Origin of the sequence: Campylobacter concisus, assembly GCF_002913225.1 — a bacterium.
GTDB classification, from domain to species: Bacteria; Campylobacterota; Campylobacteria; order Campylobacterales; family Campylobacteraceae; genus Campylobacter_A; species Campylobacter_A concisus_J.
Window position 1 is genome coordinate 12,639 of sequence record NZ_PPAW01000003.1, and the last position, 23,475, is coordinate 36,113.

Sequence of the window (23,475 nt, forward strand, 5' to 3'; positions counted from 1 at the left end):
AAACTAATAGGATAAATATTCTCCTTTTATTGATATATGTCATTAGTCACTATTTTGAAATGAGATAAACTTTCTCCTAAATTTTAAAAAAGGAGAATCAATGCGTGAATACAAAAGATACTGGCTCGCACTTGTTGCTGTGATGGTAGTTTGCTTTAGTATTTTAGGCTACTATGGCGTTGAGGTTTATAGAAATTCGCCTCCAGTTGTAAATTTTACTGACGAAAATGGCAAGGTCGTAATCGACAAAGAGAGTATCTATAAAGGTCAAGAGGCTTGGCAAAGCATAGGCGGTATGCAGGTTGGCTCTGTTTGGGGACACGGGGCATATCAAGCGCCTGATTGGAGTGCGGACTGGCTTCACAAAGAGCTAGTTGCCTTTTTAGAGATCAAAGCTGATGAAATTTATCATATAAAATACGCTGATCTAAATGACGAGCAAAAAGCAAATTTAAAGGTTTTGCTCAAAAAAGAGTATAGAGAAAATAGCGTAAAGGACGATAAATTTGTGCTAAGCGCTGATAGGCTAAAGGCAATAAGTCAAGTAGCTAGCGAGTATGCTGCGCTTTTTGGTAATGACCCTAAATTTAAGCCTTTAAGAGAAGCTTATGCGATGAAAGAAAATACGCTTCCAAATGCTAGCGACAGAGCTGATCTAAATAACTTCTTCTTCTGGTCAGCCTGGGCAACAGCGACAAACAGACCTGGTAGCGAGGCAACCTATACAAACAACTGGCCGCACGAACCACTAATCGATAACGTGCCAACAAGTGAGAATGTCTTTTGGTCGATTGCAAGCGTCGTGATACTTCTAGCTGGCGTTGGCTTCCTTGTTTGGTTTAGCTCATTTTATGGCAAAAAAGACGATGAAAAGCTTGAGCCTATCAGCGAAGATCCACTTAAAAAGCTAAATTTAACTCCGTCACAAAAGGCGCTTAAAAAGTATCTATTTGTCACGCTAGCGCTATTTGTATTTCAAATTTTAATAGGCGGCTTTACAGCTCACTACACAGTCGAAGGACAAGAATTTTATGGCATAAATTTATCAGCCTACATTCCTTATTCGCTTGCTAGAACGTGGCATATACAAGCTAGTATCTTCTGGATAGCGACCGGATTTTTAGCAGCTGGACTATTTTTAGCTCCTATCATAAATGGCGGCAAGGATCCAAAGTTTCAAAAGCTTGGCGTTGATCTGCTCTTTTACGCGCTACTTTTCCTTGTAGTTGGCAGTTTTGTGGGTGAATATTTAGCTATCGCAAACATCATGCCTATAAATTTAAGCTTCTGGCTTGGACATCAAGGATATGAATATATCGATCTTGGACGAGTTTGGCAGATCATTTTGTTTGTCGGTCTTGTCATCTGGATGCTTCTGCTTCTTCGTGGATTTGCAGGTGGGTTTAAAAACAAAGGCGATAAAAATTTACTAACTATCTTTGCTATGTCAGCGGTTGCGGTTGGCTTATTTTACGGAGCAGGGCTATTTTATGGTCAAAGAAGCCCGCTTCCAGTGATGGAGTATTGGCGCTGGTGGGTTGTACACCTTTGGGTTGAGGGCTTTTTTGAGGTATTTGCGACAGCATCACTTGCCTTTGTCTTTGTTTCTTTGGGTCTTGTCTCAAAAAGATTTGCGACATTTTCAACGCTTGCAAGTGCGTCACTCTTTATGATAGGTGGGATCCCAGGCACCTTCCATCACCTCTACTTTGCAGGCACTACAACGCCTATAATGGCTATTGGTGCAAGCTTTTCAGCGCTTGAGGTCGTGCCTTTGGTCTTACTTGGAGCTGAGGCGTATGAACACTACAAACTCCAGTTTGCTCAAAGCTGGGCTAAAACGCTTAAGTGGCCACTTTACTGCTTTATCGCAGTTGCCTTTTGGAATATGCTAGGCGCTGGCGTCTTTGGATTTTTGATAAATCCTCCGATTTCACTATTTTACATCCAAGGACTAAATACAACGCCAGTTCACGCACACACGGCACTATTTGGTGTTTATGGATTTTTGGCACTTGGCTTTGTTTGGCTTGTGGCTACTTATTTATTTAAAGGGCAAGAATTTGATGAAAATCTGATGAAAGTTGGCTTTTGGGGACTAAATGTAGGACTTATGCTAATGATCGTGCTTTCACTACTTCCAATAGGAATTTATCAAGCATTTGCAAGCTTGGAGCAGGGCATGTGGTATGCAAGAAGTGCTGAGCTTTTACAACAGTCACACTTGCAAAATTTAAGATGGTTAAGGATGCTTGGCGATACGATTTTAATAATCGGCGGCATCTGCTTCTTTGCTCAGCTTTTAAAATTTATGCTTAATAAAAAGGCTTAAATTTATGGGGGCGCTTTGCCCCTTTATTTAAGCTATCTTTTCATAAAATAGTGCAAATTTAAAGGATAGAAATGATGACATTTTTAAAGAGAATTTGCGTTACATTTGTCGTGCTTTTGCACCTATTTTTGGCGTTTTTGGTTGATTTTTCATTTCCGCACTACGCAAGCGTGCAGATAACTGGCGGCGACGTAAAACGCATGGATAAAGATGGTATAATAGACGCTAAAAACCCAGCCGATGGGCCTGTAAGAGATGTCTATTTTATCTACACAAAAGATGCGAAAAACGCTGAAAAAGTTATGGCATATAGAAACGAAGATACGGCGTGGGGCTTTCCATTTTATTTTAAATTTAACTCAGCCGACATCCAAGCCAAGGCTCAAGGCTTTACAAATAGCGATAAAAACGTCACTATCAAATACTATGGATATAGAATTTCTATGCTAAACGAGTTTAGAAACGCGATCTCGATAAAAGATAGCGGCACAAACACCAGCTGGCCTATCGCTAGCTACGTACTTTACTTTATCTTATTTATCTCGCTTGTTATCTGGATAAGAAAGATAAATAAGGCTTTTGCGCCAAAAGTTGAAAATTTAGAGACAAAAAAAGAGGCTCTTTAATGTAGGGGGCTTTATCAGCCCTTTTTGTTTATAAGATCAATGAGCCTAACATCTTCGCTTCTTACGATTAGGCTTTTTGGTAAGTTAAATTTAGCTATTACCTCGCACTCTTTCTCTCTCATCTGCCCATCGTCTTTTTCGTGATCGAAGCCTAAGATATGTAGCAAGCCATGTGTAAAAAGTAGCGCAGTTTCGGCATCTTCGCTGTGATTTAGCTCGGTGGCTTTTTCTTTTACCATATCTTTGTTTATGACGATTGAGCCAAGTGGGGCGTGGACGATGAGCTCAAGGGGAAAGCTTAAGACGTCGGTGGTTTTGTCTATACCACGCTCAGATCTATTTAGCTCTCTCATCTCATCTTTGTTGATAAAAATTAACTCAACTTCACCAGGTGTTAGATATGAGCAAATTTGATCTAAAATTTCAGGATAACTCTCTTCGCAAAGTATCATTTTTGGCTTGTCCTTAGTAAATTTTTGTATAATTTTAGCAAATTTAAAGGGCAAAATATGAAAAAAGCAGTTTGTATAATGAGCGGCGGTATGGATAGCACGCTTTGCGCTGTGATGGCAAAAAGGGCTGGATATGATGTAGTCGCACTTCATTTTGATTACGGACAAAGAACAATGAAGCGAGAAAAGCGCGCGTTTGACGAGATATGTGAGCGTCTTGGTGTGGTTAAAAAGATAAATTTAGACGTTAGCTTCATCGCTCAAATAGGCGGAAATTCGCTAACGGATAAGAGTCTGCAGATAAGAAAAGATGGCGTTAGCAAGGACGTGCCAAACACCTACGTGCCGTTTAGAAATGGCGTATTTATCTCTATCGCTGCTGCGCTTGCCGAAAAAGAGGGGGCGCAGGCGATCTACATAGGCGTGGTCGAGGAGGATAGCTCTGGGTATCCTGACTGCAAAGAGAGCTTTATAAAAAGCATAAACGAGGCGATAAATTTAGGCACGTCGGCTGATTTTTCTTGCGAGATCGTCACACCGCTTGTAAATTTAAGCAAGGCTGATATCGTCTCAAAGTCGCTTGAGCTTGGCTCACCAATAGAGCTTACATGGAGCTGCTACGAGAGCGAGGACGAGGCTTGCGGGCTTTGTGATAGTTGCAGGCTAAGGCTAAATGGCTTTAAAAAAGCAAACGCCGTTGATAAAATCCCTTATAAAAAGTGAAATTTGCCTTGAAATTTAAAAGCTAGCCACTATAAATTTAGTAGCTAGCCTAAAATTTATTCTAAATTTAGCTCGCTTATCTGCTTAGCAAGCTTCTCTTTGTACTCAGCTAGAGAGCTTTTTATGATATTTGCATAGTCATTTTGATTTACCAAAAGATACTCCTCTTTGCGTTTTACAACCGTGCTTAGCTCCTTGTTATTTACGCTTAAAGTGGTGCTTATATCGGCATTTAGACCAACTTTTACCGCACCAAGCGTTAAGTAAGTCCAAAGTTTTTCTATCTTTGCATTGACACTTATCGTATCCTTGTCTATTTCGTTTTCATTTTTTATGACCTGGTAGCCATTGCTTCTAAAGGCATCCTCGATGTGCGCCCTTACTACGCTAGTTGTCCTTTGTTTATTTTCTAAAATGACGTTCCATAGCCCTTTGCCATAGCTGTTTCTAGTTCTGCCGATGTATTTTTGTTTCTCTTTTGCGCTAACTTCATTTACATTGTGCTTGTATAAAGATGGGGTGCTTGCTTGTTTTGGGTCGTTTTCAAAGGCTCTCACATCTTTGACGCTTTCGATGTAAATTTTTGTCTTTTTGCTAATGCTTGAAGGTGCTTGCTCGTCTGGTAAGCTCACAAATATCCCCTTTGGAGCGCAGCCACAAAGCATAAAGGCAGCAAATACCACTAGTAATAAATTTTTCATTTTCATCCTTTAAATAAAATTTAAATGTAAATCGTTTTTTTTAAATTTTATTAACTCTTTGTGACAAAATTTCAAATTTATATTTTGATATCCATAATCATAAAACCTTAAATTTAATAACTAAAATTTAAATTTAACTTTTCTTGACTGCTATCAACCAAAATGGCTAGCCACCTAGGATAAAATCCGCTTAAATTTTTAAATTTACAAGGAGAAACAATGAAAGATATGAAGATGTTTTGCCATCAGTGCGAGATGAGCGCTGAGGATGGATGCGGTGCAAAGGGCCAGCCTATGGGCACCTGTGGCAAGAGTGACACACTAGCACTTTTGCAAGATACGATGGTTTTTGGCTTAAAAGGCCTTAGCGCATACCGCCACCACGCACACGAGCTTGGCGCTGATACTAGCAACGTTGATCGCGTTATGGCTGATACGCTTTATTTCACGCTTACAAACTCAAATTTCAACTTCAATGAGCACATCAAGCAGCTTCTTGAAGTAGGCGGTGCTGGCGTTGAGGTGATGAACCTACTAAGCGAGGCTCACACGGCTAAATTTGGCATCCCAACACCAGTAAAAGTGAGCCAAAACAAGGTCGAGGGCAAGGCGATCTTAGTAAGCGGACACAATTTGCACGCTCTAAAAGCACTACTTGAAGCGACAAAAGATAAGGGCATCAACATCTACACTCACTCAGAGATGCTTCCAGCTCACGGATACCCAGAACTACGCAAGTACAGCCACCTAAAAGGCAACGTCGGCAAGGCGTGGTTTGACCAAACTAAGCTATTTAACGAATTTAAAGGCGCGATACTAATGACCACAAACTGCATCGTGCCACTACGCTCAAACTGCACATACGCTGATAGGCTATTTGGCTACTCGATCGCAGGCACAAATGGCGTAAAACACATCGAAAACGACGACTTCACACCACTTATCGAGTGCGCACTAGCCTGTGGCGACGTTAGCGGCTTTGATAGCGACGAGAGCCTAGTAACTGGCGGCCACTACAAGACTATCCTAACTTTAGCCCCTCAAATTCTAGACGCGATCAAGACTGGCAAGATCCGCAGATTTTTCGTGATCGCTGGCTGTGACGCGCCTGGCAAGGGACGTGAGTACTATAGAGAGCTAGCTGCTAGCCTTCCAAAAGACTGCGTGATACTTACTTCAAGCTGTGGTAAATTTAGATTTAACGACATTGACTTTGGCAACGTCCCAGGCACCGAGCTACCACGCTACATCGACCTTGGTCAGTGCAACGACAGCAACGGCGCGGTAAAAATCGCCCTTGCGCTTAGCGAGGCAACAGGCATCGCAGTAAATGACCTACCAGTTTCTATCGTGCTAATGTGGATGGAGCAAAAAGCGGTCATCATCTTGCTAGCGCTATTTAGCCTTGGTATCAAAAATATCAACGTAGGACCTAGCTTACCTAAATTTTTCAATGAAGAGATCATAAATTTCTTAGTGGATAAATTTAACGTTAGACCAATTAGTGGCGACGCGCAAGCTGATCTAAAATATTTCTTAGGTGAGTAAAAAAACTGCCAGGGCTTAGGCTCTGGCTCTAAATTTAAAAGAGTCCGCTTTGCTCTTTGCTTTGACTTAAGCTATCAAGCAGATCCTCTTTTTTGCAAAGCACAAGGGCATAGACGAAATTTTGCAGCTCTTTTATTTCGTCCAAATTTTCATAAAAAATGGCGTTTTCAACCTTTAGCGTGCTATCTTTTGGCAGGCAAAATTTAAGCTCGCTTTCGCTGAAATTTCGCCTTAGAAATATACTTTCAGTTAAAAATAGCTCCTCGTCTTCTTCAGCTATCACCGCTCTAAAGCTACTTCCAAAACCAACTGGCTTAAAGTCTTTGTCGATAAAGACTGGGTCAAAGTGCGATGAAATTCTGCTCTCTGTCACTTTAAAGCCGATATTATTTTTCTTAAGATAGCCAAGAAGTCCGCAAAACATCCCAGCAAAAACCCTTGGAATGCTTAAATTTTGATAGTATTTGTCATCGTAAATGAGCGTTGTAAAAAAGATCGAGCTTGGATTTAGCACGCTTATGTTTGTGTCAGTCCAGGCCGTCTCGTAAAGAAGCGAGAGCCTTTGAAGTATCCTCGTATCGTCGCTAAAAAATGTGTCAAACAAATTTGCATGGAAAATTTTATAAAAAAGCTCGGTTAAATTTTCAGGTATGACATGGGCGTTTTTTTCAAGGTGCGACTTCTCTAAAAGCGCTTTTATAAAGGGATTGACCGCGCAAAATTTGATATTTTTGTGGATCGCCTCAAAGCGCATGAGCTTGATGATAGCCGTTTGCAGGCTTGCTACCTTGATAAAGGCTATCTCATCGTCGCTTGGCGTGATGTCATCTTCACTGATGATAGCATAGGCACCTTGCTTTATCGCAGGTGCGATCTGATCGCTTTGCGTGGCGATGAGAGCGTAGCCTCGTTTTATATTTTTAGCCTCAAACGCGAAGCTAGTCACGCTTGAGATGCTTGGGTTGTTTAAAATTTGCCCATTTATTATGTGGGTTAAATTTTCTATCGTCATTTAGCCAACGATCGCGCCGTTTTTGACCTTGCCCTGCGTGCCAAGAAGCGTTAGCGAGCCGTCTGATGCGCTTAGGATCATGCCTTGTGAGACATATTTTTTCATCATCGTTCGCTCTTTTAAATTTGCTAAAACGCAAACTTGCTTGCCCACAAGCGAGCTAGGCTCGTAGTATTTGGCGATGCCTGATAAAATTTGACGTGGCTGCTCCTCGCCAAGATCTATCTTAAATTTAAGCAGCTTCTCGCTACCCTCAACCCTCTCACACTCAAGCACTTCGCCTACTTTTATCACAATTTTGGCAAAGTCATCGATGCTAATGATACCTTCTTCTTTTTTCTCCTCTTTTGGCTCAGCTTTTGCCTCTTTTTTTGGCTCTACTTTTGGCTTGCTAGCCTCGCCCATTAGCTCTTTTTCTATCCTTGGGAAGAGTGGCTCAGTGGCTTTTGCCACAAAATTTGAAATTTCATTTTTTAATACAAGGCTATCGTAAGAAGCCGTATCTATGCTAAAGCCAAGCGTGTCAGCTATCTTGGCGCAAGTTTTTGGCATAGCTGGGCTAAGCAGTATCGCCACTTTTGCAAGTAAATTTGCGCAAAGTGCCACAAGCGCGTTTGCTTCGTCACTTTTGCCGGCTTTTACAAGTGACCATGGCTCATACTTCGCAACGGCTGCGTTTGCCAGAGTTACAACCTTCCAAAGATCCTCTAAGTAGCGGTTTGTCGCTAAATTTTCTAAATTTTTAATCGCCTCATCAAGATAGCTCTTCGCCTCATCAAGCTCGGCTTTATGAAATTTGATCACATCTTTTGAGTCAATTTTATAGTCGCTATACTTTGCGCTCATGCCTACTATACGGCTTAGCAGGTTGCCAAGTCCGTTGCCAAGCTCTGAGTTTATGCGCTCGATCAAGGCTTTTTGGCTGTAGTCGCCATCTTGTCCAAACGGCACCTCTCTAAGCAAAAAGTATCTGAAATTTTCAAGTCCATAAGCGTTTGCAACCTCTCTTGGGTTGATGACGTTGCCCTTGCTTTTACTCATCTTTTCGCCATCTATCGTCCACCAGCCGTGCGCTGCGACGTGTTTTGGTAGTGGCAAGCCAAGGCTCATCAAAAATGCCGGCCAATAAACTGCGTGAAAACGCAAAATATCCTTGCCGACGATGTGTGTCGTATGCGGCCAAAAGTCCATTCTAGCGTTATCTCTTGAGTATCCTAGTGTTGTTAAGTAGTTTATGAGTGCGTCAAGCCAGACGTACATAACGTGCTTGTCATCGTTTGCGCTCTTTGGTAGCTTTATACCCCAGTCAAAGCTCGTTCTTGTCACAGAGAGGTCTTTTAGTCCGCCCTTTACAAAGCTTACGACCTCGTTTTTCTTGCCCTTTGGGATGACGCAAAGCTCGTCGTTTTCGTACCATTTTAAAAGCGCGTCTTCGTATTTTGAAAGCTTGAAAAAGTAGCTCTCTTCTTTAACTAAAGATGTCACGCGGCCGCAGTCTGGACAGCGGTTGTCCTCAAGTAGGTCTCTTTGGTTAAAAAATGTCTCGCAGCTAACGCAGTAAAAGCCCTCGTACTCGCCCTTGTATATATCGCCGTTTGCTTGCATCTTTTCAAAGACATTTTGCACGGTTTGCTTGTGCTCTTCGTCGGTTGTCCTTATAAAATGGTCGTAACTTATCTCAAATTCATCCCAAAGCGATCTAAATTTCGCACTGATCTCGTCTGCGTACTCTTTTGGCGTCTTGCCTCTAGCGCGAGCTGCTTGCTCGATCTTTTGACCATGCTCGTCTGTGCCAGTCATAAAGTAGGTCTCTTTGCCTTGCAAGCGGTTAAATCTAGCTAACGTATCAGCGATGATGGTCGTGTAGGCGTGGCCGATGTGTGGCACGTCATTTACGTAATAAATCGGAGTGGTTATATAAGCTTTTTCTTTCATATTTTTCCTTTAAATTTAAAAATCAAATCCGCCGTCACTGCCGGTGTTGCCTTTTGACATCGAGTTGTAGCAGCTATTTACATACTCTATCCTCGTCTCGCAGTCAAAAAATGCCTCGCAGTTAAAACAGCTTTTGCGACCTTTTTGCTCTTGGCACTCTTGCATGATTTTAGCCTTTTGTTTTAGGGCTAGCTCAAATGCGTCAAGTGGCTCGTTTGCTTGTGCTTCTTGCATTATTTTTGCTCGTAAAATTTATGCAAAAGAGAAATTTCATCACGTGAGCCAAAGAAGCAAGGCGTAGTTTGGTGAATTTTTTCTATTTTTATATCAAAAAGTGTTTGATTTTTGCCGTTTGAGGTTGCGCCCTTTGCGTTTTCATATATAAAGGCAAAAGGGAGCACCTCAAAGACAACCCTTAGCTTGCCGTTTGGATGATCGCTCGTTGCAGGATAGCTAAAAAGGCCGCCGCCTTTTAGTAAAATTTGATGCAAGTCGCTTACCATCGCACCAGAGTATCTTAGCCTGTAGCCCTCGTTAAATAGCTCGTTTATGAAATTTCTATGTGTTTGGCTCCAACCTTTTTGCGTAGCCCCTGTGGCGTTTAGCTTGCCTTTTTCTTTTAGCTCAAGCTCTTTTACAAATTTAAACTCGCCATCTTTACCAAGCCTGTAAAATTTAGGCAAAGCTCCCTTTTTCTCAGCAATTACAAGTTCAAGCCTTGGACCATATATGCTGTAAGCTGCGGCTATTAAATTTTCTGGTTTTACCTCGTCTTCGTAGATGCCAAAGATCGAGCCAACGGCGAAATTTACATCAACTAAGCTTGAGCCATCAAGTGGATCGTAAGCGATGATAAATTTAGCATTTTTGTTTATCTCAAGCTCGTCCTCTTTTTCTTCGCTAATTAGCGCTTTTACGCATGAAAGCTGCTTAAATTTAGCTGTGATGATCTCGTCGCTTTTGACGTCAAGCTTTAGCTGGGTGTCGCCTGTTGCATTTTCGTGAGTTGTGTAGCCAAGATCGGCGTATTTTATGACCTCGCTTATCTCTTTTGCGATATCTTTAATTGTGTTAAAAATTTGGTTTAGTTCTTGCATTATACAGCCTTTGCATTTTTGATTATCCACGCACAAATGGCGTCTACATCGTCTAAATTTAGATTGGTGATCTCGTATGGGATCTGCTTTTTATAAGTAGCGATCGCGTCTGAAAAGCTAAGATAAGCTTCATCTATCTCGCCTTTAAAGACGCTTAGTCTTGGCAGTGGTAGCGTCTTTAGCCCCTCGACTAAGAGCATGTCAAACTCGCCGATCATCCTTATGACCTCGTCTATGCTTTGCGAGCTTTGCGAAAAATAAGTCGTTCTAGTCGGACTCATCACGACTACGTCGGCTCCTGCCTGGGAAAATTTAAAGCTATCCTTGCCTTCAACATCAAATTTGGCCTTGTCGCCTGGGTCGTGCTTGACCACAACGACCTTTAGCCCATCATCTATAAATTTTTTTGCGACTTTTAAGATAAGCGTCGTTTTTCCACTATTTGAAGGGCCAGAAAAAGCAATGGCAAGTCTTTTCATAAGAGCCTTTTTCGTTAAAATTTCTTGCGATTATAGCTCATATTGGCTTTAAAATTTATGAGTGAAATTTAAAAAATAAAATGCTAAAATGCGAGAAAATTTAACCTTTTAAGAGATTTTTATGAGAAAATTTACACTATTTTTTGCATTTATTTTGATGATATTTGGCTGCGCTAGCGAAAAAGTGATTGTGCATGAGCCACTAAAAAATGAGCTCTTAGCCTACACAAGCAAGAGCGAGATCATCGATGGCACCGATAGAACGCTTATAATCGCAACCTATCTAAATCCAATATATAACTCAAATTTAGACGAGAACAAAGAGCACTTTTTAGTAGCCATAAACCCAAAAGAGCACGCACAAAATTTAACCAACATAAAGGTAAATGGCGACTCAAATGCCACAAATGCAAGGCTGCTTGCTGACAATGACGAGATGCTTAAATTTGCTGGATTTTCTATGCCTTGGGCGGTCTATTATGAAGTGACCGCACCAAGTAAGCAAAGCGATGACCTTGCGCTTAGTTTCGAAATTTATCAGTCAAAGCAGGTTTTGTTAAATTTTCGAAAAGTTGCGAAATCTTTATACTGGAACCAGTAAGCGCCCTATAGATCACGTAGTTTGCAAGCACCTTCTTGCCGTAGTTTCTAGTCTCTGCAACAGGGACAAATTCTAGCGATAAAAACGGCTCAAATTTTCCCTCTTTAAACATATCATCTCTTGTGATGAGCTTTTTGGTAAATCCGATACCGCCGTTATATGCGTAGGCTGTAAAGAGCGGATGAAAAAGAAATTTATCAAGGTAGTTTAGGTGGTGATTTGCAAATTTAAATGCAACATCAGTTTTAAAAAGATCGTCTTGGTCAAAATTTGGAATTTTTAGCTCTTTTTTGCCGATCGCATTTGCAAGAAATGGCATAAACTGCATCATGCCAAGGGCGTAAGAGGTCGAGACGACGCTTGGGATAAAGAGGCTCTCTTGCCTTGCTAGCGCGTATATCATCGCTTTGCGCTGTGACTCTATGCCCTCGAGCTCAGGCGAGTTTGGCATCAAAAAGTACTGCTTCTCCCAGCCATGCGCCTTTTGCATAAAGTATGCGTATGCGCCGATGCTCTCGTTTGTGTAAAATCTCATCGCAAATTCGCTTGCCTGCGTGCCGTTCATATCCTTTGCAAGGGCTGCGGTTTTGTTCCATAAAAATGGATCGCTTACATCAAAATTTTCGATATTTTGCTTGCTAGGCCTTGGCACGATCACCTCAAGTGGCTCGCCACCGACCAAATCTCTTGCATAAAGTGAGTAGATATTTGCATCTTTGCTAGCACTTAGCTCTTTTAAAAAGCTCTCATTTTTGCTTATCTGATAGAGCCAAAAGGTCGCATTATCCCTTTGCCAAGCCCTATCAAAAGTGCTTTTGGCTCTTGTGAAAAAGCTAAATGCAACGTCATTTTGACCAAGCAAGATAGCGTTTAGCCCAAGCGTAAATGCGTCGCTTTTTTCAGTGACAGCTGGATCTATGTTAAGTAAATTTCTTCTAAAGCTTTCATATTTTTTATTAAACACGACGTCGTTTAATAAATTTGTAAAGCCCTTTTGCATGTAGAGCTTGTTCATAAAATTTGCTTCAAAGCTTGCGCTAAAAAGGGCATTTTTACTTTGTGGGTTTGAAGCGTTAAAAAGCTCTAAAAAGCTCTTTGTATCGTTTAAATTTACAAATGCCTGAGCTGGATTTACTTCATTCAACGCAAGTAAAATTTTGGCTTTTTCTGGATTTGTGCTTGCAAGATTTGCCGCTAAAATTTCACGAGTTTGGTTATCAAGCTTTAGAGAAAAGCTCATCGTTGTTAGTAAATTTTGGCAAGCCAAGCTAGCACTTGTGATGTTGCTTGCGTTTATGCCAGGACATTTGCTAGGGGCTGCTTTTGGAGGTAAAATTTTGTTGATTGATTTTTGAACTAAGCCACTTTTTCTAAAAATGTCGCGTGAAAGCTCAACTATCTGCTCTTTTGTGTAGCTACCCTCGTTTATAAGGCGGTTTATATAGTAGTCTTTTGCAAGGCTTTTTGGCTCGTTTTTTAGCTCCTCGTAGGTGTAAATTTTAGCTAAAAGAGCAACGCAGGCTAAAGAGAGGATACTAAAGTGACGCAGCAAAAACAAATAAAAGCCTTATTAGAAATTGACTTAAAAATTGAAGTGCCAAAAGCACGATGAGTGGGGCAAAGTCGATGCCGTTAAATTCTGTTTTTATATAGCGTCTAATGAAGCTATAAACAGGATCAGTCAGTCTGTAAAGTAGCTGCACGATCGGCGAGCTAGGATCAGGCTTGACCCAGCTAACAAGCGCTGCTGCGATGATGATCCACGTATAGACATTGACGATGATGCTTAAGATGTTTGCGATCGCTGTAAATAGTGTCGAAAGTATCATTTTTGCTCCTAGATTAAAATTTTGCCTAGATCATCTTTGATCAGCGGATAGAGCTCGCTTAGCTCAGGGCCATGAAGGTCGTTTGTAAGCAGCGCACGTAGCGGCATGAAAAAGTTTTTACCTTTTAAATTTGTAGCGCTCATAAGCTCTTTTTTAAACTCATCAAATGTTTCGCACGCTTTTAAATTACGAGCTGCTTCTTTTATGATCTCAAATTCGTTTTTATACTCATCTGGAGCTATTTTTGGTGAGTATATAGCCTCTACTTTTGCCTTTATCTCAGGCACTAGAGAGCTCTCTTGAGTGTAAAATTTAACTAGCTCAACCTTACTCTCATCCACGCCAAAGATCTCTCTTATGCGCTCTTTTGAGGCAAGTTTGATGTGCTCTCTATTTATCTGCTCAAGCTTTTTCACGTCAAATCTAGCGGGCGAGCGTGAAATTTTGGTTATATCAAACCACTTTACTGCATCTTCTATCGTAAAAATTTCAGTTGGAGTTTTGTTGCCAAGAAGTATCAGATAGTTTGCGATCGCCTCAGGCAAAAATCCCTGTTCAAAGAGCCATTTTACGCTTGATTCGTTCTCGCGTTTGCTCATTTTTTTGCCCTCTATATTTAAAAGGATAGGCAAATGCGCATAGTTCATCTTGCCGGTGTAGCCAAGTCCCTCGCGTATGAGGTCTTGCTTTGGTGTGTTGCTCACGTGATCCTCGCCGCGTATGACAAAGGTGACGCCTTCTAGCATATCATCAACCGCGCAGGCGAAGTTATAAGTTGGAGTCTTATCCGCTCTCATGATGACAAAGCTATCAACTGCGTCTGGCTCGAAGCTTAGCTCGCCTTTGATCGCATCTGTAAAGCTCATCGTGCGTGTTGGTTTTTTCATGCGGATGACAAATGGCTTCTCGCAGTTTAAAACTTCAGCGTCGCTTAGCCTCTCGCATGTGCCGTCATATCTATATGCCACGCCTTGCTCTTTTGCTTTTTGCTTTTTAGCTTCGAGCTCTTCTTCTGTGCAAAAGCAGGCAAAGGCCTTTTTGTCGATGAGTAGCTTTGATGCAAGCTGTCTGTGGAATTTTAAATTTTCACTTTGGATGTAAATTTGCTCTGGTTTTATGCCAAATTTGCTCAAAATTTCTAAGATATCTTTCTCTTTTCCTTCGATATTTCGCTCTTTGTCGGTATCTTCTATGCGTAAAATAAAGCCACTTTTATCTTGCAAAGAACAAATATAGTTGAAAATAGCAGCACGTAAATTTCCTATGTGCATATCTCCTGTTGGAGAGGGTGCAAAACGATACATAAGCTCATTCCTTACGTTAAATTTGAAGTTTGGATTATAACACTAGCTTGATAAATTTAAAGTTATGTAATTTTAAATTTTTAGGCTAAGCAAAGCATATTTTTTATAAAATCCGCACGAAAATTTAACTATAAACAGGAGAAAGAATGAGTTTTATCAGCGAATTTAAAGAATTTGCGATGCGCGGAAATGTCATAGATATGGCAGTGGGTGTTGTTATCGGTGGAGCATTTGGAAAGATTGTCTCATCACTGGTTGGCGATATTATCATGCCAGTGGTTGGCGTTATAACAGGCGGTGTAAATTTCACTGATCTTAAGCTAACACTAAAAGAAGCTGCAGAAGGTGCGCCAGCTGTTACGATAAACTATGGCTCATTTATACAAACAATGGTTGATTTTTTAATCATTGCGTTTTGTATTTTTTGCGTCATCAAAGCTTTAAATACACTTAAAAACAAACTACCAAAAGAAGAAGAGGCAGCTCCTGCAGAGCCTGAAACTCCAGCTGATATAGCACTTCTGACTGAGATCAGAGATCTTCTAAAAAAATAAATTTTTTAATCAAAGGGAGAAAGCTCCCTTTGAAATCCGTTAAATTTTGTCCTATTTTTTATGCTAAAATGCTTTTTTATCTTAAAAGCGAGTAAAATATGATAGAACAAATCCCATTTTTCCAAGGCCTTGACGCAGAGGACCTAGCTAAACTTGAAGCAATCAGTGTTGTTAAAAAATATAAAAAAGGCGAGTTTTTATTTATAGAAGGCGAGGAGCCAAAGTGGCTTACGTTTTTGATAACTGGCTCAGTTAAGCTTTATAAAACTACGGCAAATGGCAAGGAAATTTTTATCCATCAGCTTGCACCTATGAATTTTGTAGCTGAAGTCGTAAATTTTGAAAATATCCCTTATCCAGCAAGCGCCATTTTTACTATCTCTGGCGAGGTTTTAAAGATAAATTATGAAAAATTTGAAGCACAATTTTTAACAAAGCCAGAAATTTGCATGAAATTTCTAAAATCAATGGCTCAAAAGATAAGGATCACTACAAATTTACTCCACCAAGAACTAATACTTAGCTCTGAAGAGAAGGTGGCTAGGTTCATTCTAGATCATGAAGATCTATTTAATGAACTAAAGCATACAAAAATTTCATTAATACTCAATATGACTCCAGAAACTTTTTCGAGAATTTTAAATAAATTTAAAACAAATGGTTTGGTAAAACTTGATGAGAAGAACCAAATTCTAGAGAAAAATGTAGGTGGGCTACAAGAAATTTATTCTTATTGAAAGTTAATATCAAATAAATATTTTCATTTACTTAAAGAAAAAATTTATATATTTTTGGATAGTATTCGTCTAAAATTTTCGTAAAAATTTACGATATATTGATAAATTCAGGAGGAAATTTTGGCTGAAGTTAAGAAGAAATTTTTTGTTTGGTCATCTGTGATAATAGGCATCGTAATCGGCCTTATCGCTTCTATGGGCATAGCTGATGCACTTCATGCGACTGGTAGCGGATTTGTCTGTACCATGTGTCACACGATGGATCCTATGAATGCTGCATATCATGAAGATGTACACGGCGGCAATAACAAGCTTGGCATAAAAGCTGAATGTTCAGCCTGTCACCTAAATCATACAAGTGCCTATACCTATGTACTTACAAAACTTAAAGTATCGATAAATGATGGCTATAAGACATTTTTTACAGATACAGACAAGATCGACTGGCGTAAAAAACGCGAGCATGCATCTCACTTTGTCTATGATAGTGGTTGTATGACTTGCCACTCAAATTTAAAAAATGTTATTCAAGCTGGTAAATCATTTTTGCCACATAGAGATTATTTCGTTCTTGGAAATCCTAATAAAAAATCATGTGTTGATTGCCATGAGCATGTTGGTCACAAAAATTTAGGACTACAAATGGATAAATTTGAAGCAATTAAAAAACAAGAAAACAATAAAACCAAGTAAGGAGGAGAGATGTTTAAAAAGTCGCTAATGTTATTAGCCTGTCTAATGTCTTTTGGCTTTGCCGCAAACATGGATGCAAATAAATCTGACGCTTTAAACCTTAATGTTGTAAAAAACATTAAAGTTGCTCACAAAATGTCAGACTTATCAAAAAGCTGTGTTGAGTGCCACGCTAAAGAGACACCCGGCATAGTTGCCGATTGGAAAAATAGTCGCCACGCTCACGTTGGCGTAAGTTGTATGGATTGCCACTCTGTAAATGCAGATAATCCTATGGCTTCAGTTAAGGTGCATCCAAAAGATTCTAACAACCATGTTTCAATGCTAGTTAGCCCAAAAACTTGTGCTAAGTGCCACGAAAACGAAGTTGATGAACTAGTAAAGAGCGGTCACGCAAGAGCTGCTATGCAAATGTATGCTAATCCTGCAATGGTGAAACTAATGTATCACTATGAGGGAGCAGATCATCCTGACTTTAAAATGGCTCCAGATGCCACTGGTTGTTCTCAGTGCCACGGAACCGTCATCAAACTAGACGCTGATCACAAACCTACAAAAGAGACTTGGCCAAACTATGGTATAGGCAATGTTTATCCAGATGGTGGCGTAGGTAACTGTAAATCATGTCACAGCGCGCACACATTTAGCGTAGCTGAAGCTAGAAAACCAGCTGCTTGTGCATCTTGCCACCTTGGACCTGATCACCCAGATATTGAGATCTTTAACAACTCAATGCACGGACATATCTATAACAGTGAAGCTCACAAATGGAACTTTGATGCTGCTCCTGATACATGGGATGTACCAGACTTTAGAGCTCCAACTTGTGCAGCTTGCCACATGAGTGGTGTTGGTGAAACAACAACAACTCACAACGTTTCAAGAAGACTAAAATGGAACCTATGGGGCATCAGCAGTAAGCTAAGAACAGCTGGTGATGAACAAGCTGCTGCTATTTACGAAAAAACTGGCAAACTAAACATAGGAACACCTCTAGCAGGTCACCCAAGTGGCGATCCTGAAAAAGCACGTGCTGAGATGAAACTAGTTTGTAAAGCTTGCCACTCTACAACTCACACAGATAACTTCTTCATTATGGGTGATAAACAAGTAGAGCTTTATAACGTTTATAGCGCTGAAGCAACTAAGATGCTTGAAGAGTTGAAAGCTAAAAACCTACTACTAGAAGATGCTTGGTCAGATGAATTCCAAGATGTCTATTATCATATGTGGCACCATGAAGGTCGTCGTATGAGACAAGGCGCTCTAATGGGTGGCCCTGACTACTCACACTGGCATGGTGTATTCGAAGTTAAAAATGATATAAGAAAACTTCGCAAGATCTACAAAAAAAGAATGGAATCTGGTAAAGTAGAGTAATGCTTTTTAAGGTGGGAGATTTTCCCACCTTTTTATTTTTAAATTCCAAAATTTTATCTTTTAGTTATTATCCTAAAGCAAATACCTTTTAACAATTATTTTTATAAATTTAAATCATAAAATCATACGGCTTAGCACTACAAATTGTTCTAAATAATTAATAAAATCTATAATGTAAATTTAAAAATATAAAATATAATCTTTGTTTTTAAGGAGATATTTTGGGACTTTTTCGGATTATTATTGGGGCATTTATCTTTAGTGTTTTTACAAATTTATACTCATACAAACGTTTTATAAAAAAGGTATCTTTTTTTACTCCACATCTTAAAAAAATTCGCATATTTTTCTATATTATTAGCGCGCTTGAGTTTGTATTTGTTCTTCAATTAAGATTTTCTTTTTTAAATATAGAGCTATATTTGATAGCAGGAACTCTCATTGGTTTTTCACTATTTTTATTTGGTGTTAGTTTATTTTATGATGTTGTTAGATGCATTTGTTCAAAAGCTCATTTTAATCCCACAAGACGAAAATTTATTAAATTTTGCTTTGATGTGACATTTGTTGTTTTTATAGTTGCTTGCTTTTTAAAAGGAATTTTTAACGCACTTACTCCGCCAAAAATTAGACAAATTAGTATAAAAATAAAAAATTTACAAAGCGATCTAAAAATAGCCATGATAACAGATGTGCATATTGGTGAGTTTTTGCAAAAGGACTTTGTTGCTGAGCTTGTAAAAGAGATAAATTTGGCTAGGCCAGACCTAGTGGTGATAGTTGGCGACTTGGTTGATATGAGAGCTGAGCTTATCGGCGATTTTTTAGATCCATTAAAAAACCTTAAAAGCACCTATGGCACCTTTTATGCCCCTGGCAATCACGAATACTACCATGGAGTTGATGGGATATTAGAAAAAATTCGCGCTCTAGGCATTAGGGTGCTTGGCAATAAAAATGAAAAAATAGCTGGCATAAATTTAGCTGGGGTCTATGATCTAGCTGGCATAAGATTTAAAAATTTAGAGCCAAATTTAGACGAAGCACTAGCTGGACGCGACCCAAATTTGCCGACCATCCTACTCTCTCATCAGCCAAAATTTATAAGAACTATGCAAAAAGATGTCGATCTAGTCCTTTGCGGTCACACGCATGCTGGACAAATTTTCCCTTTTAGTATCCTAGTTTTGCTGGATCAGGGTTTTTTACATGGGCTTTATAAGATTAATGATAAAATGCAAGCTTATGTTAGTAGCGGTGCAGGATTTTGGGGACCTCCGGTTAGGATATTTGCTCCTAGTGAGATCGCTATTTTAAATTTAAGTAAGGAATAAAATGAACAAGGACAATCTCTTCTCTCAAATTTTTGGTAAAGTTGCAAAATTAAATTTTTTCAAACCGCTTCAAGAGCTTATCAACTCCTTTTATGTAAAGCTATTTAAGATCGACATGAGCGAGTTTAAGCCATCAAATGAGTATAAAAATTTAAACGAACTTTTCACCAGAGAGCTCTTAAAGCCAAGAGAATTTGACGCAGCAGATGAGATATTTATAAGTCCTGTTGATGGCACTTGCCTTAGCTTTGGCACTACAAAAGAGCTAGAAGCTTTTAGTATAAAAGGTATGAATTACGGTCTAAAGGAGCTTTTAGGGCAGGGCGAGCTTGAGGGCGAGTTTGACTTTGCAAACATCTATCTTAGCCCAAAAGACTACCATCACTATCATGCGCCTTGCGATATTACGATAAAAAAAGCGGTCTATATCCCTGGTAAGCTTTACAGTGTGGCGGTAAAATGGCTTGGCAAGGTCGATAGCCTTTATACTAAAAACGAGCGTGTGGCGCTACTTTGTGAGATGAAAAATGGCAAAAAACTTTGGCTAGTTTTTGTGGGCGCGCTAAACGTTGGCAAGATGAAATTTTGCTTTGATGAACGCATTCAAACAAATGCTATGGCAAATTTTACGCAAATTTATGAGTATGAAAATTTACATATCAAAAAGGGTGAGCGCCTTGGAAATTTTGAGCTTGGCTCAACTATCGTCATACTTAGCGAAAAAGATGCGATCGAATACAACCTCTTTGAAAACAAAGAACTAAAATTTGCTGAAGCTATCGGAATATTGAGGAAATATTCTTAAAAATATATACTTATTTTGTGTCAAAATAAGTATATGGATGGTGACCTTTCCGGTTAGACTCTTCTGGTGGACTCATATAGTCGCCATAGTATAAACGCAAAACAGGATCATATTTTTTTATGATCATTAGCTCATAATTTTCAAATTTGTGTAGCACATATTCGTTAAAGTCGGTTTTACTATATACCTCTTTTGAGCCGCTCGAATAAATTCCTATAAGGTTAATATCTTTGTTTTTTTTTGCTTCGTCAATCAATGTTTCTATTTTTGACAAAATGCTACTTTTAGTAATTATAAATTTATAAAATAAAAGTTTTGGAAAATTTGTAAAAGCTTTTATAAAATTTCTACTCTTTTTGCCAGCTTTGTTAAATGTATAAAAGCTTGTAAAGGAAAGTGCATGAACTAGTTTTTTTTGTGTTTTCATCCAATTGTCAGGTGAATCTACTATATTATCTAGTGGAAAAATATCTATAAAAATACCAAAACTTTTTGGGTGAGGTCTTAAATCATCTGAAGTTAATTTTCCTATAAATCTTTTTGAACAAAGTTTTGCAAAATTAAAAATATAATCATCCTTGTAAAAGTCCAATACATAGTAGTCATCAGATTTTTTTAGAATTTTTATTAATTTTTCATAGTTTTCCCTTGTCATAAAGATATCAAAATCATCGTCCCATGGGATAAAGCCATTGTGTCTAACTGCGCCTATTAGAGTGCCATATGCAAGAGAATATTTTATGTCATTTTCCAAGCAAATTTTATGAATAAAATTTGCCATTTCAAGCATTATGCTTTTTGCTTCTTTTATTGAAATCTCTCTCATTTTAAAGTCTTTATTTTAAAATTTAATTCGTTTAAATCATCCATATCATCAATCTCTGCAACTAGATTATTATCTATATCTATAAATCCCATATTTATGTTGCAAAGAGTATCTAGTATCGCATTGTCATAGTATTTTTTAGGGTCCAAAAAAGACTCTTCACCTAAACTCTCTATGTGTTTTTTTATGATTTCGGCATCTTTTTTTAAAAAAAAACTTATACCAAGTAGAGATGACTCTGCTTTATTGCAAATTTCAACCCCTATAACTCTGTTATTATGCTTTTTTATAACCCATTCTTTTTTGTTGGTCTTTTTTCTAATTGTAGTAAAATAAGTTGAAGTAGTTGGAATATGAAGAACATTTTTTAATAATACAACATCTGCATCTATTATAAAACTATCTGCAAAATATGGTAGAGCTAACGAGAAAGATGATAGGTTATTAAGCTTATCATAATTATTATTTTTAATTAGTTCTACATTGAATTTGTCTTTTAGATATTCAAATTGCTCGCTTAAATATCCGGTAATTATATAAATTTCTTTTATATTTATTTCATTTAAAAAATTTATGGTTCTTTCAATATTTGGTATGCCTTCTATTTCAAAAAGCGCTTTATGCTTATTTTTTGTTAATTCTTTTAACCTAGACCCAAGCCCTGCTGCTAGTATAATTGCATTCATAATTACCCTATAAGTTACTTAATAATGAACCAGAAATTAAAATTATTGACAGTATTGTCTTTGCAAAAACCATCTTGGCTCCAAAAAAATAGCTTAACAAAATAGCCCAAAAACTATAAGAGATATTTAACCCCATAGCTCTGAGAGCCCCTATTTTTTGTATGCCAATATAATATAAAACATATGAAATTGTACCAAAAAATGAAGCCAATATAATTTTGTTAAGTTCTATGTCAATAGTTGTGTCTCTTCTTAAATAAAAATCATCAAAAAACATAAAAAGAATAGCTATACAAATTAAAAAGCAGGAAAAACTTATTCCTTGTCTTATGAAAAGAGCAAATTTTGTATCGATACTACCTTTTAATGCAATATTTATTATCACGCATTCGGTTCCCCAACCAATAGCACACAGAAATCCAAATAATGTACCAAGAGCATTAAACTCAAAATGCTTATACATGATAAAACATAAACAAATACTTGCAAAAACAGCAATCGTGATACCAAAGTAGCCTATCGGTTTTAGTCTATCTTTAAGGAAAAATTTTGATAAAACAATACTTATAATAGGATATAATGAACTAAAAAGTGCAGCTGTTGAGACTCCAGAGTAATAAATTGAAGCTATAAAAGACCCCATGCCAATAAAACCTCCAAAAAAGGAGGCAATTATTATAATTTTAATACTATCTTTTGGGATTTTGGTTATATTCTTAAAAGATCTAGAAATAATTAAATAAAATAGGATAAAAACAAAACTTAAGCCATCGTGGAATATGGCAATAATAATACTAGGGGCCTGCAAAAAGGACAAGAATATGCCGTCTAAAGCCCATAAAAGTCCACTTGCTAACGCAGCAATATATCCTATATTCATATATTATATTTTAAAACTCTTTCTAATCTATTTTTTGCATACTCTAGGTACTCTTTTTTATTTTGGCTATCTAATTTTGCAAGTGTCCAAACTGTCCATAATATATCTTGGACATTTTTAAAAATTCCTATTTTTTGCCTATCTTGTTTATCTACACTATATAAACCAATAAAATATTCTTCATCTTTTTTTGTAAAATTGTTTTCTAAAAATAGTGATGCAATGTCCCATAAAGGATCGTTAAGCCCTGAATATTCCCAATCTATTATATAAATTTTACCATTATCATACAGTATATTTTCTGATACTAAGTCACCATGTGTCGGTTTTAAAAATAAATTTGATCCATACTTTGATTGGTTTATTTTGTATATATGTTTTTCCAATTCTTTAAAAAAAATAATACTTTTTTCTAAATCGTCATTAAAAACATTTAAGTTTTCTTTTTTGACTAAGCGCAAATATTTATCTAATTCTAAAAAAGGATTAAATTCGTTTTGAAATTTTAAATTGCTTGTATGTAATTCACGAAGCCTTTTTACAATATCTTTTATATGGTCTTTGATTGTATTTGGTTTAAGTGTTTCTGCTCCTTTTAAAAATTTAGTTATTTTTATACCATTATTTTCATTAAAATATACAGTTGGTACGTTTAATCCGAAGTCAGAAGCTAAAATTTGATTTTTTATTTCCCAAAGTCTATTTATCATATTATTTGAATTTAATCCAGGGATTCTTAAAACATATTGGTTATCTGGCCCATCGACATTTGAAGTTGTGATAAGAAAATTTGAGTTAGTCATTCCTCCTAGTGCCACTATATGTTGTGCTTTTTTATTTGTAATTTGATAAAAAATTTCTGAGACATTATCTGCTGTGAGCACAAACTTTCCTTTAATATTTTTAAAATCCAATAAGCATGAAATTTGATAAATTTAGCC

The 23,475-nt window shown here is 37.9% G+C and carries 25 protein-coding genes; 11 read left to right on the forward strand and 14 right to left on the reverse strand.

The genetic code is table 11. The features are described 5' to 3' along the window. Positions 1–100 precede the first annotated feature (100 nt). Complete coding sequence (locus CYP26_RS00315) at positions 101–2,332, forward strand: nitric-oxide reductase large subunit (RefSeq protein ID WP_103629942.1); 2,232 nt, start codon at positions 101–103, stop codon at positions 2,330–2,332. Between the two features lie 71 nt (positions 2,333–2,403). Beyond that, the gene (locus CYP26_RS00320) at positions 2,404–2,958 is read left to right on the forward strand and encodes a DUF1523 family protein (protein ID WP_103567656.1); all 555 of its coding nucleotides are present in this window, start codon (positions 2,404–2,406) and stop codon (positions 2,956–2,958) included. 14 nt (positions 2,959–2,972) lie between these two features. Here the strand turns inward: CYP26_RS00320 and ybeY are convergent, their stop codons facing one another. Further along, entirely contained in the window at positions 2,973–3,410 is a 438-nt protein-coding gene (gene ybeY / locus CYP26_RS00325) for an rRNA maturation RNase YbeY (RefSeq protein ID WP_103629943.1), read from the reverse strand. Between the two features lie 24 nt (positions 3,411–3,434). Here ybeY and queC point away from each other — a divergent pair, with 24 nt between their 5' ends. Next, positions 3,435–4,133 carry a 7-cyano-7-deazaguanine synthase QueC gene (queC, locus tag CYP26_RS00330; RefSeq protein ID WP_141090069.1) on the forward strand — a complete coding sequence of 233 codons (699 nt, stop codon included), beginning with the start codon at positions 3,435–3,437 and terminating at the stop codon, positions 4,131–4,133. 56 nt (positions 4,134–4,189) lie between these two features. Here queC and CYP26_RS00335 read toward each other — a convergent pair whose 3' ends face one another. Beyond that, positions 4,190–4,834: a flagellar biosynthesis protein gene (locus CYP26_RS00335; protein ID WP_103629945.1), complete on the reverse strand. Its 645-nt coding sequence runs from the start codon at positions 4,832–4,834 to the stop codon at positions 4,190–4,192. Positions 4,835–5,053: 219 nt separating this feature from the next. Between CYP26_RS00335 and hcp the strand changes: the two genes are divergently transcribed. Further along, positions 5,054–6,382, forward strand: coding sequence for a hydroxylamine reductase (hcp, locus tag CYP26_RS00340; protein WP_103629946.1), 1,329 nt, complete (start codon positions 5,054–5,056; stop codon positions 6,380–6,382). 34 nt (positions 6,383–6,416) lie between these two features. On the opposite strand, the gene CYP26_RS00345 is transcribed toward hcp, so the two are convergent. From CYP26_RS00345 to mobB, 5 genes are read right to left on the reverse strand one after another with little or no spacing between them, the layout of a single operon-like run. Next, positions 6,417–7,394, reverse strand: coding sequence for a ferrochelatase (locus tag CYP26_RS00345; RefSeq protein WP_103629947.1), 978 nt, complete (start codon positions 7,392–7,394; stop codon positions 6,417–6,419). Continuing rightward, complete coding sequence (metG, locus tag CYP26_RS00350) at positions 7,395–9,329, reverse strand: methionine--tRNA ligase (RefSeq protein ID WP_103629948.1); 1,935 nt, start codon at positions 9,327–9,329, stop codon at positions 7,395–7,397. It abuts the gene before it with no gap. Between the two features lie 15 nt (positions 9,330–9,344). Next, positions 9,345–9,563, reverse strand: coding sequence for a hypothetical protein (locus CYP26_RS00355; RefSeq protein ID WP_002940116.1), 219 nt, complete (start codon positions 9,561–9,563; stop codon positions 9,345–9,347). Then, positions 9,563–10,426, reverse strand: coding sequence for a class 1 fructose-bisphosphatase (locus CYP26_RS00360; RefSeq protein WP_002940090.1), 864 nt, complete (start codon positions 10,424–10,426; stop codon positions 9,563–9,565). Before CYP26_RS00360 ends, CYP26_RS00355 begins: the two co-directional genes overlap by 1 nt. Beyond that, the gene (mobB, locus tag CYP26_RS00365) at positions 10,426–10,905 is read right to left on the reverse strand and encodes a molybdopterin-guanine dinucleotide biosynthesis protein B (RefSeq protein WP_103629949.1); all 480 of its coding nucleotides are present in this window, start codon (positions 10,903–10,905) and stop codon (positions 10,426–10,428) included. The genes CYP26_RS00360 and mobB overlap by 1 nt, the downstream gene beginning before the upstream one ends. A 121-nt stretch (positions 10,906–11,026) precedes the next feature. On the opposite strand from mobB, the gene CYP26_RS00370 reads away from it, so the two are divergent. Further along, positions 11,027–11,506 (forward strand): hypothetical protein, encoded by a 480-nt coding sequence (locus CYP26_RS00370; protein ID WP_103629950.1) that lies wholly within the window; start codon positions 11,027–11,029, stop codon positions 11,504–11,506. On the opposite strand, the gene CYP26_RS00375 is transcribed toward CYP26_RS00370, so the two are convergent. Genes CYP26_RS00375 through gltX form a run of 3 tightly spaced genes read right to left on the reverse strand, consistent with a single transcriptional unit; the run spans position 11,427 to position 14,639 of the window. Then, a complete protein-coding gene (locus CYP26_RS00375; RefSeq protein WP_103629951.1) occupies positions 11,427–13,064 on the reverse strand; it encodes a lytic transglycosylase domain-containing protein in 1,638 nt (545 codons plus the stop codon). The two genes, CYP26_RS00370 and CYP26_RS00375, sit on opposite strands and share 80 nt — an antisense overlap. Further along, positions 13,042–13,335 (reverse strand): YggT family protein, encoded by a 294-nt coding sequence (locus CYP26_RS00380; protein ID WP_103629952.1) that lies wholly within the window; start codon positions 13,333–13,335, stop codon positions 13,042–13,044. Before CYP26_RS00380 ends, CYP26_RS00375 begins: the two co-directional genes overlap by 23 nt. Before the next feature lie 8 nt (positions 13,336–13,343). Further along, positions 13,344–14,639, reverse strand: coding sequence for a glutamate--tRNA ligase (gene gltX / locus CYP26_RS00385; protein WP_103629953.1), 1,296 nt, complete (start codon positions 14,637–14,639; stop codon positions 13,344–13,346). Positions 14,640–14,785: 146 nt separating this feature from the next. Between gltX and mscL the strand changes: the two genes are divergently transcribed. The 6 genes from mscL (at position 14,786) to CYP26_RS00415 (ending at position 20,142) form a co-directional block, all read left to right on the forward strand. Further along, positions 14,786–15,193, forward strand: a complete 408-nt coding sequence (gene mscL, locus CYP26_RS00390; RefSeq protein ID WP_009294582.1) for a large-conductance mechanosensitive channel protein MscL — start codon at positions 14,786–14,788, stop codon at positions 15,191–15,193. Between the two features lie 98 nt (positions 15,194–15,291). Continuing rightward, entirely contained in the window at positions 15,292–15,930 is a 639-nt protein-coding gene (locus CYP26_RS00395; protein ID WP_103629954.1) for a Crp/Fnr family transcriptional regulator, read from the forward strand. Positions 15,931–16,050: 120 nt separating this feature from the next. Then, positions 16,051–16,623: a cytochrome c3 family protein gene (locus CYP26_RS00400; RefSeq protein WP_103629955.1), complete on the forward strand. Its 573-nt coding sequence runs from the start codon at positions 16,051–16,053 to the stop codon at positions 16,621–16,623. 9 nt (positions 16,624–16,632) lie between these two features. After that, the gene (locus CYP26_RS00405) at positions 16,633–18,003 is read left to right on the forward strand and encodes a multiheme c-type cytochrome (RefSeq protein ID WP_009294579.1); all 1,371 of its coding nucleotides are present in this window, start codon (positions 16,633–16,635) and stop codon (positions 18,001–18,003) included. A 221-nt stretch (positions 18,004–18,224) separates the two neighbouring features. Then, entirely contained in the window at positions 18,225–19,337 is a 1,113-nt protein-coding gene (locus tag CYP26_RS00410) for a metallophosphoesterase (RefSeq protein WP_103629956.1), read from the forward strand. A 1-nt stretch (position 19,338) separates the two neighbouring features. Further along, positions 19,339–20,142, forward strand: a complete 804-nt coding sequence (locus tag CYP26_RS00415) for a phosphatidylserine decarboxylase (protein WP_103629957.1) — start codon at positions 19,339–19,341, stop codon at positions 20,140–20,142. Positions 20,143–20,152: 10 nt separating this feature from the next. Here CYP26_RS00415 and CYP26_RS00420 read toward each other — a convergent pair whose 3' ends face one another. Genes CYP26_RS00420 through CYP26_RS00435 form a run of 4 tightly spaced genes read right to left on the reverse strand, consistent with a single transcriptional unit; the run spans position 20,153 to position 23,418 of the window. Further along, positions 20,153–20,968, reverse strand: a complete 816-nt coding sequence (locus CYP26_RS00420; RefSeq protein ID WP_103629958.1) for a LicD family protein — start codon at positions 20,966–20,968, stop codon at positions 20,153–20,155. Continuing rightward, entirely contained in the window at positions 20,965–21,654 is a 690-nt protein-coding gene (locus CYP26_RS00425) for an NTP transferase domain-containing protein (protein ID WP_181000827.1), read from the reverse strand. Before CYP26_RS00425 ends, CYP26_RS00420 begins: the two co-directional genes overlap by 4 nt. Before the next feature lie 7 nt (positions 21,655–21,661). Next, positions 21,662–22,534, reverse strand: a complete 873-nt coding sequence (locus CYP26_RS00430) for a DMT family transporter (RefSeq protein ID WP_103629960.1) — start codon at positions 22,532–22,534, stop codon at positions 21,662–21,664. Next, the gene (locus CYP26_RS00435) at positions 22,531–23,418 is read right to left on the reverse strand and encodes a choline kinase family protein (RefSeq protein WP_103629961.1); all 888 of its coding nucleotides are present in this window, start codon (positions 23,416–23,418) and stop codon (positions 22,531–22,533) included. Before CYP26_RS00435 ends, CYP26_RS00430 begins: the two co-directional genes overlap by 4 nt. Positions 23,419–23,475: the final 57 nt, after the last annotated feature.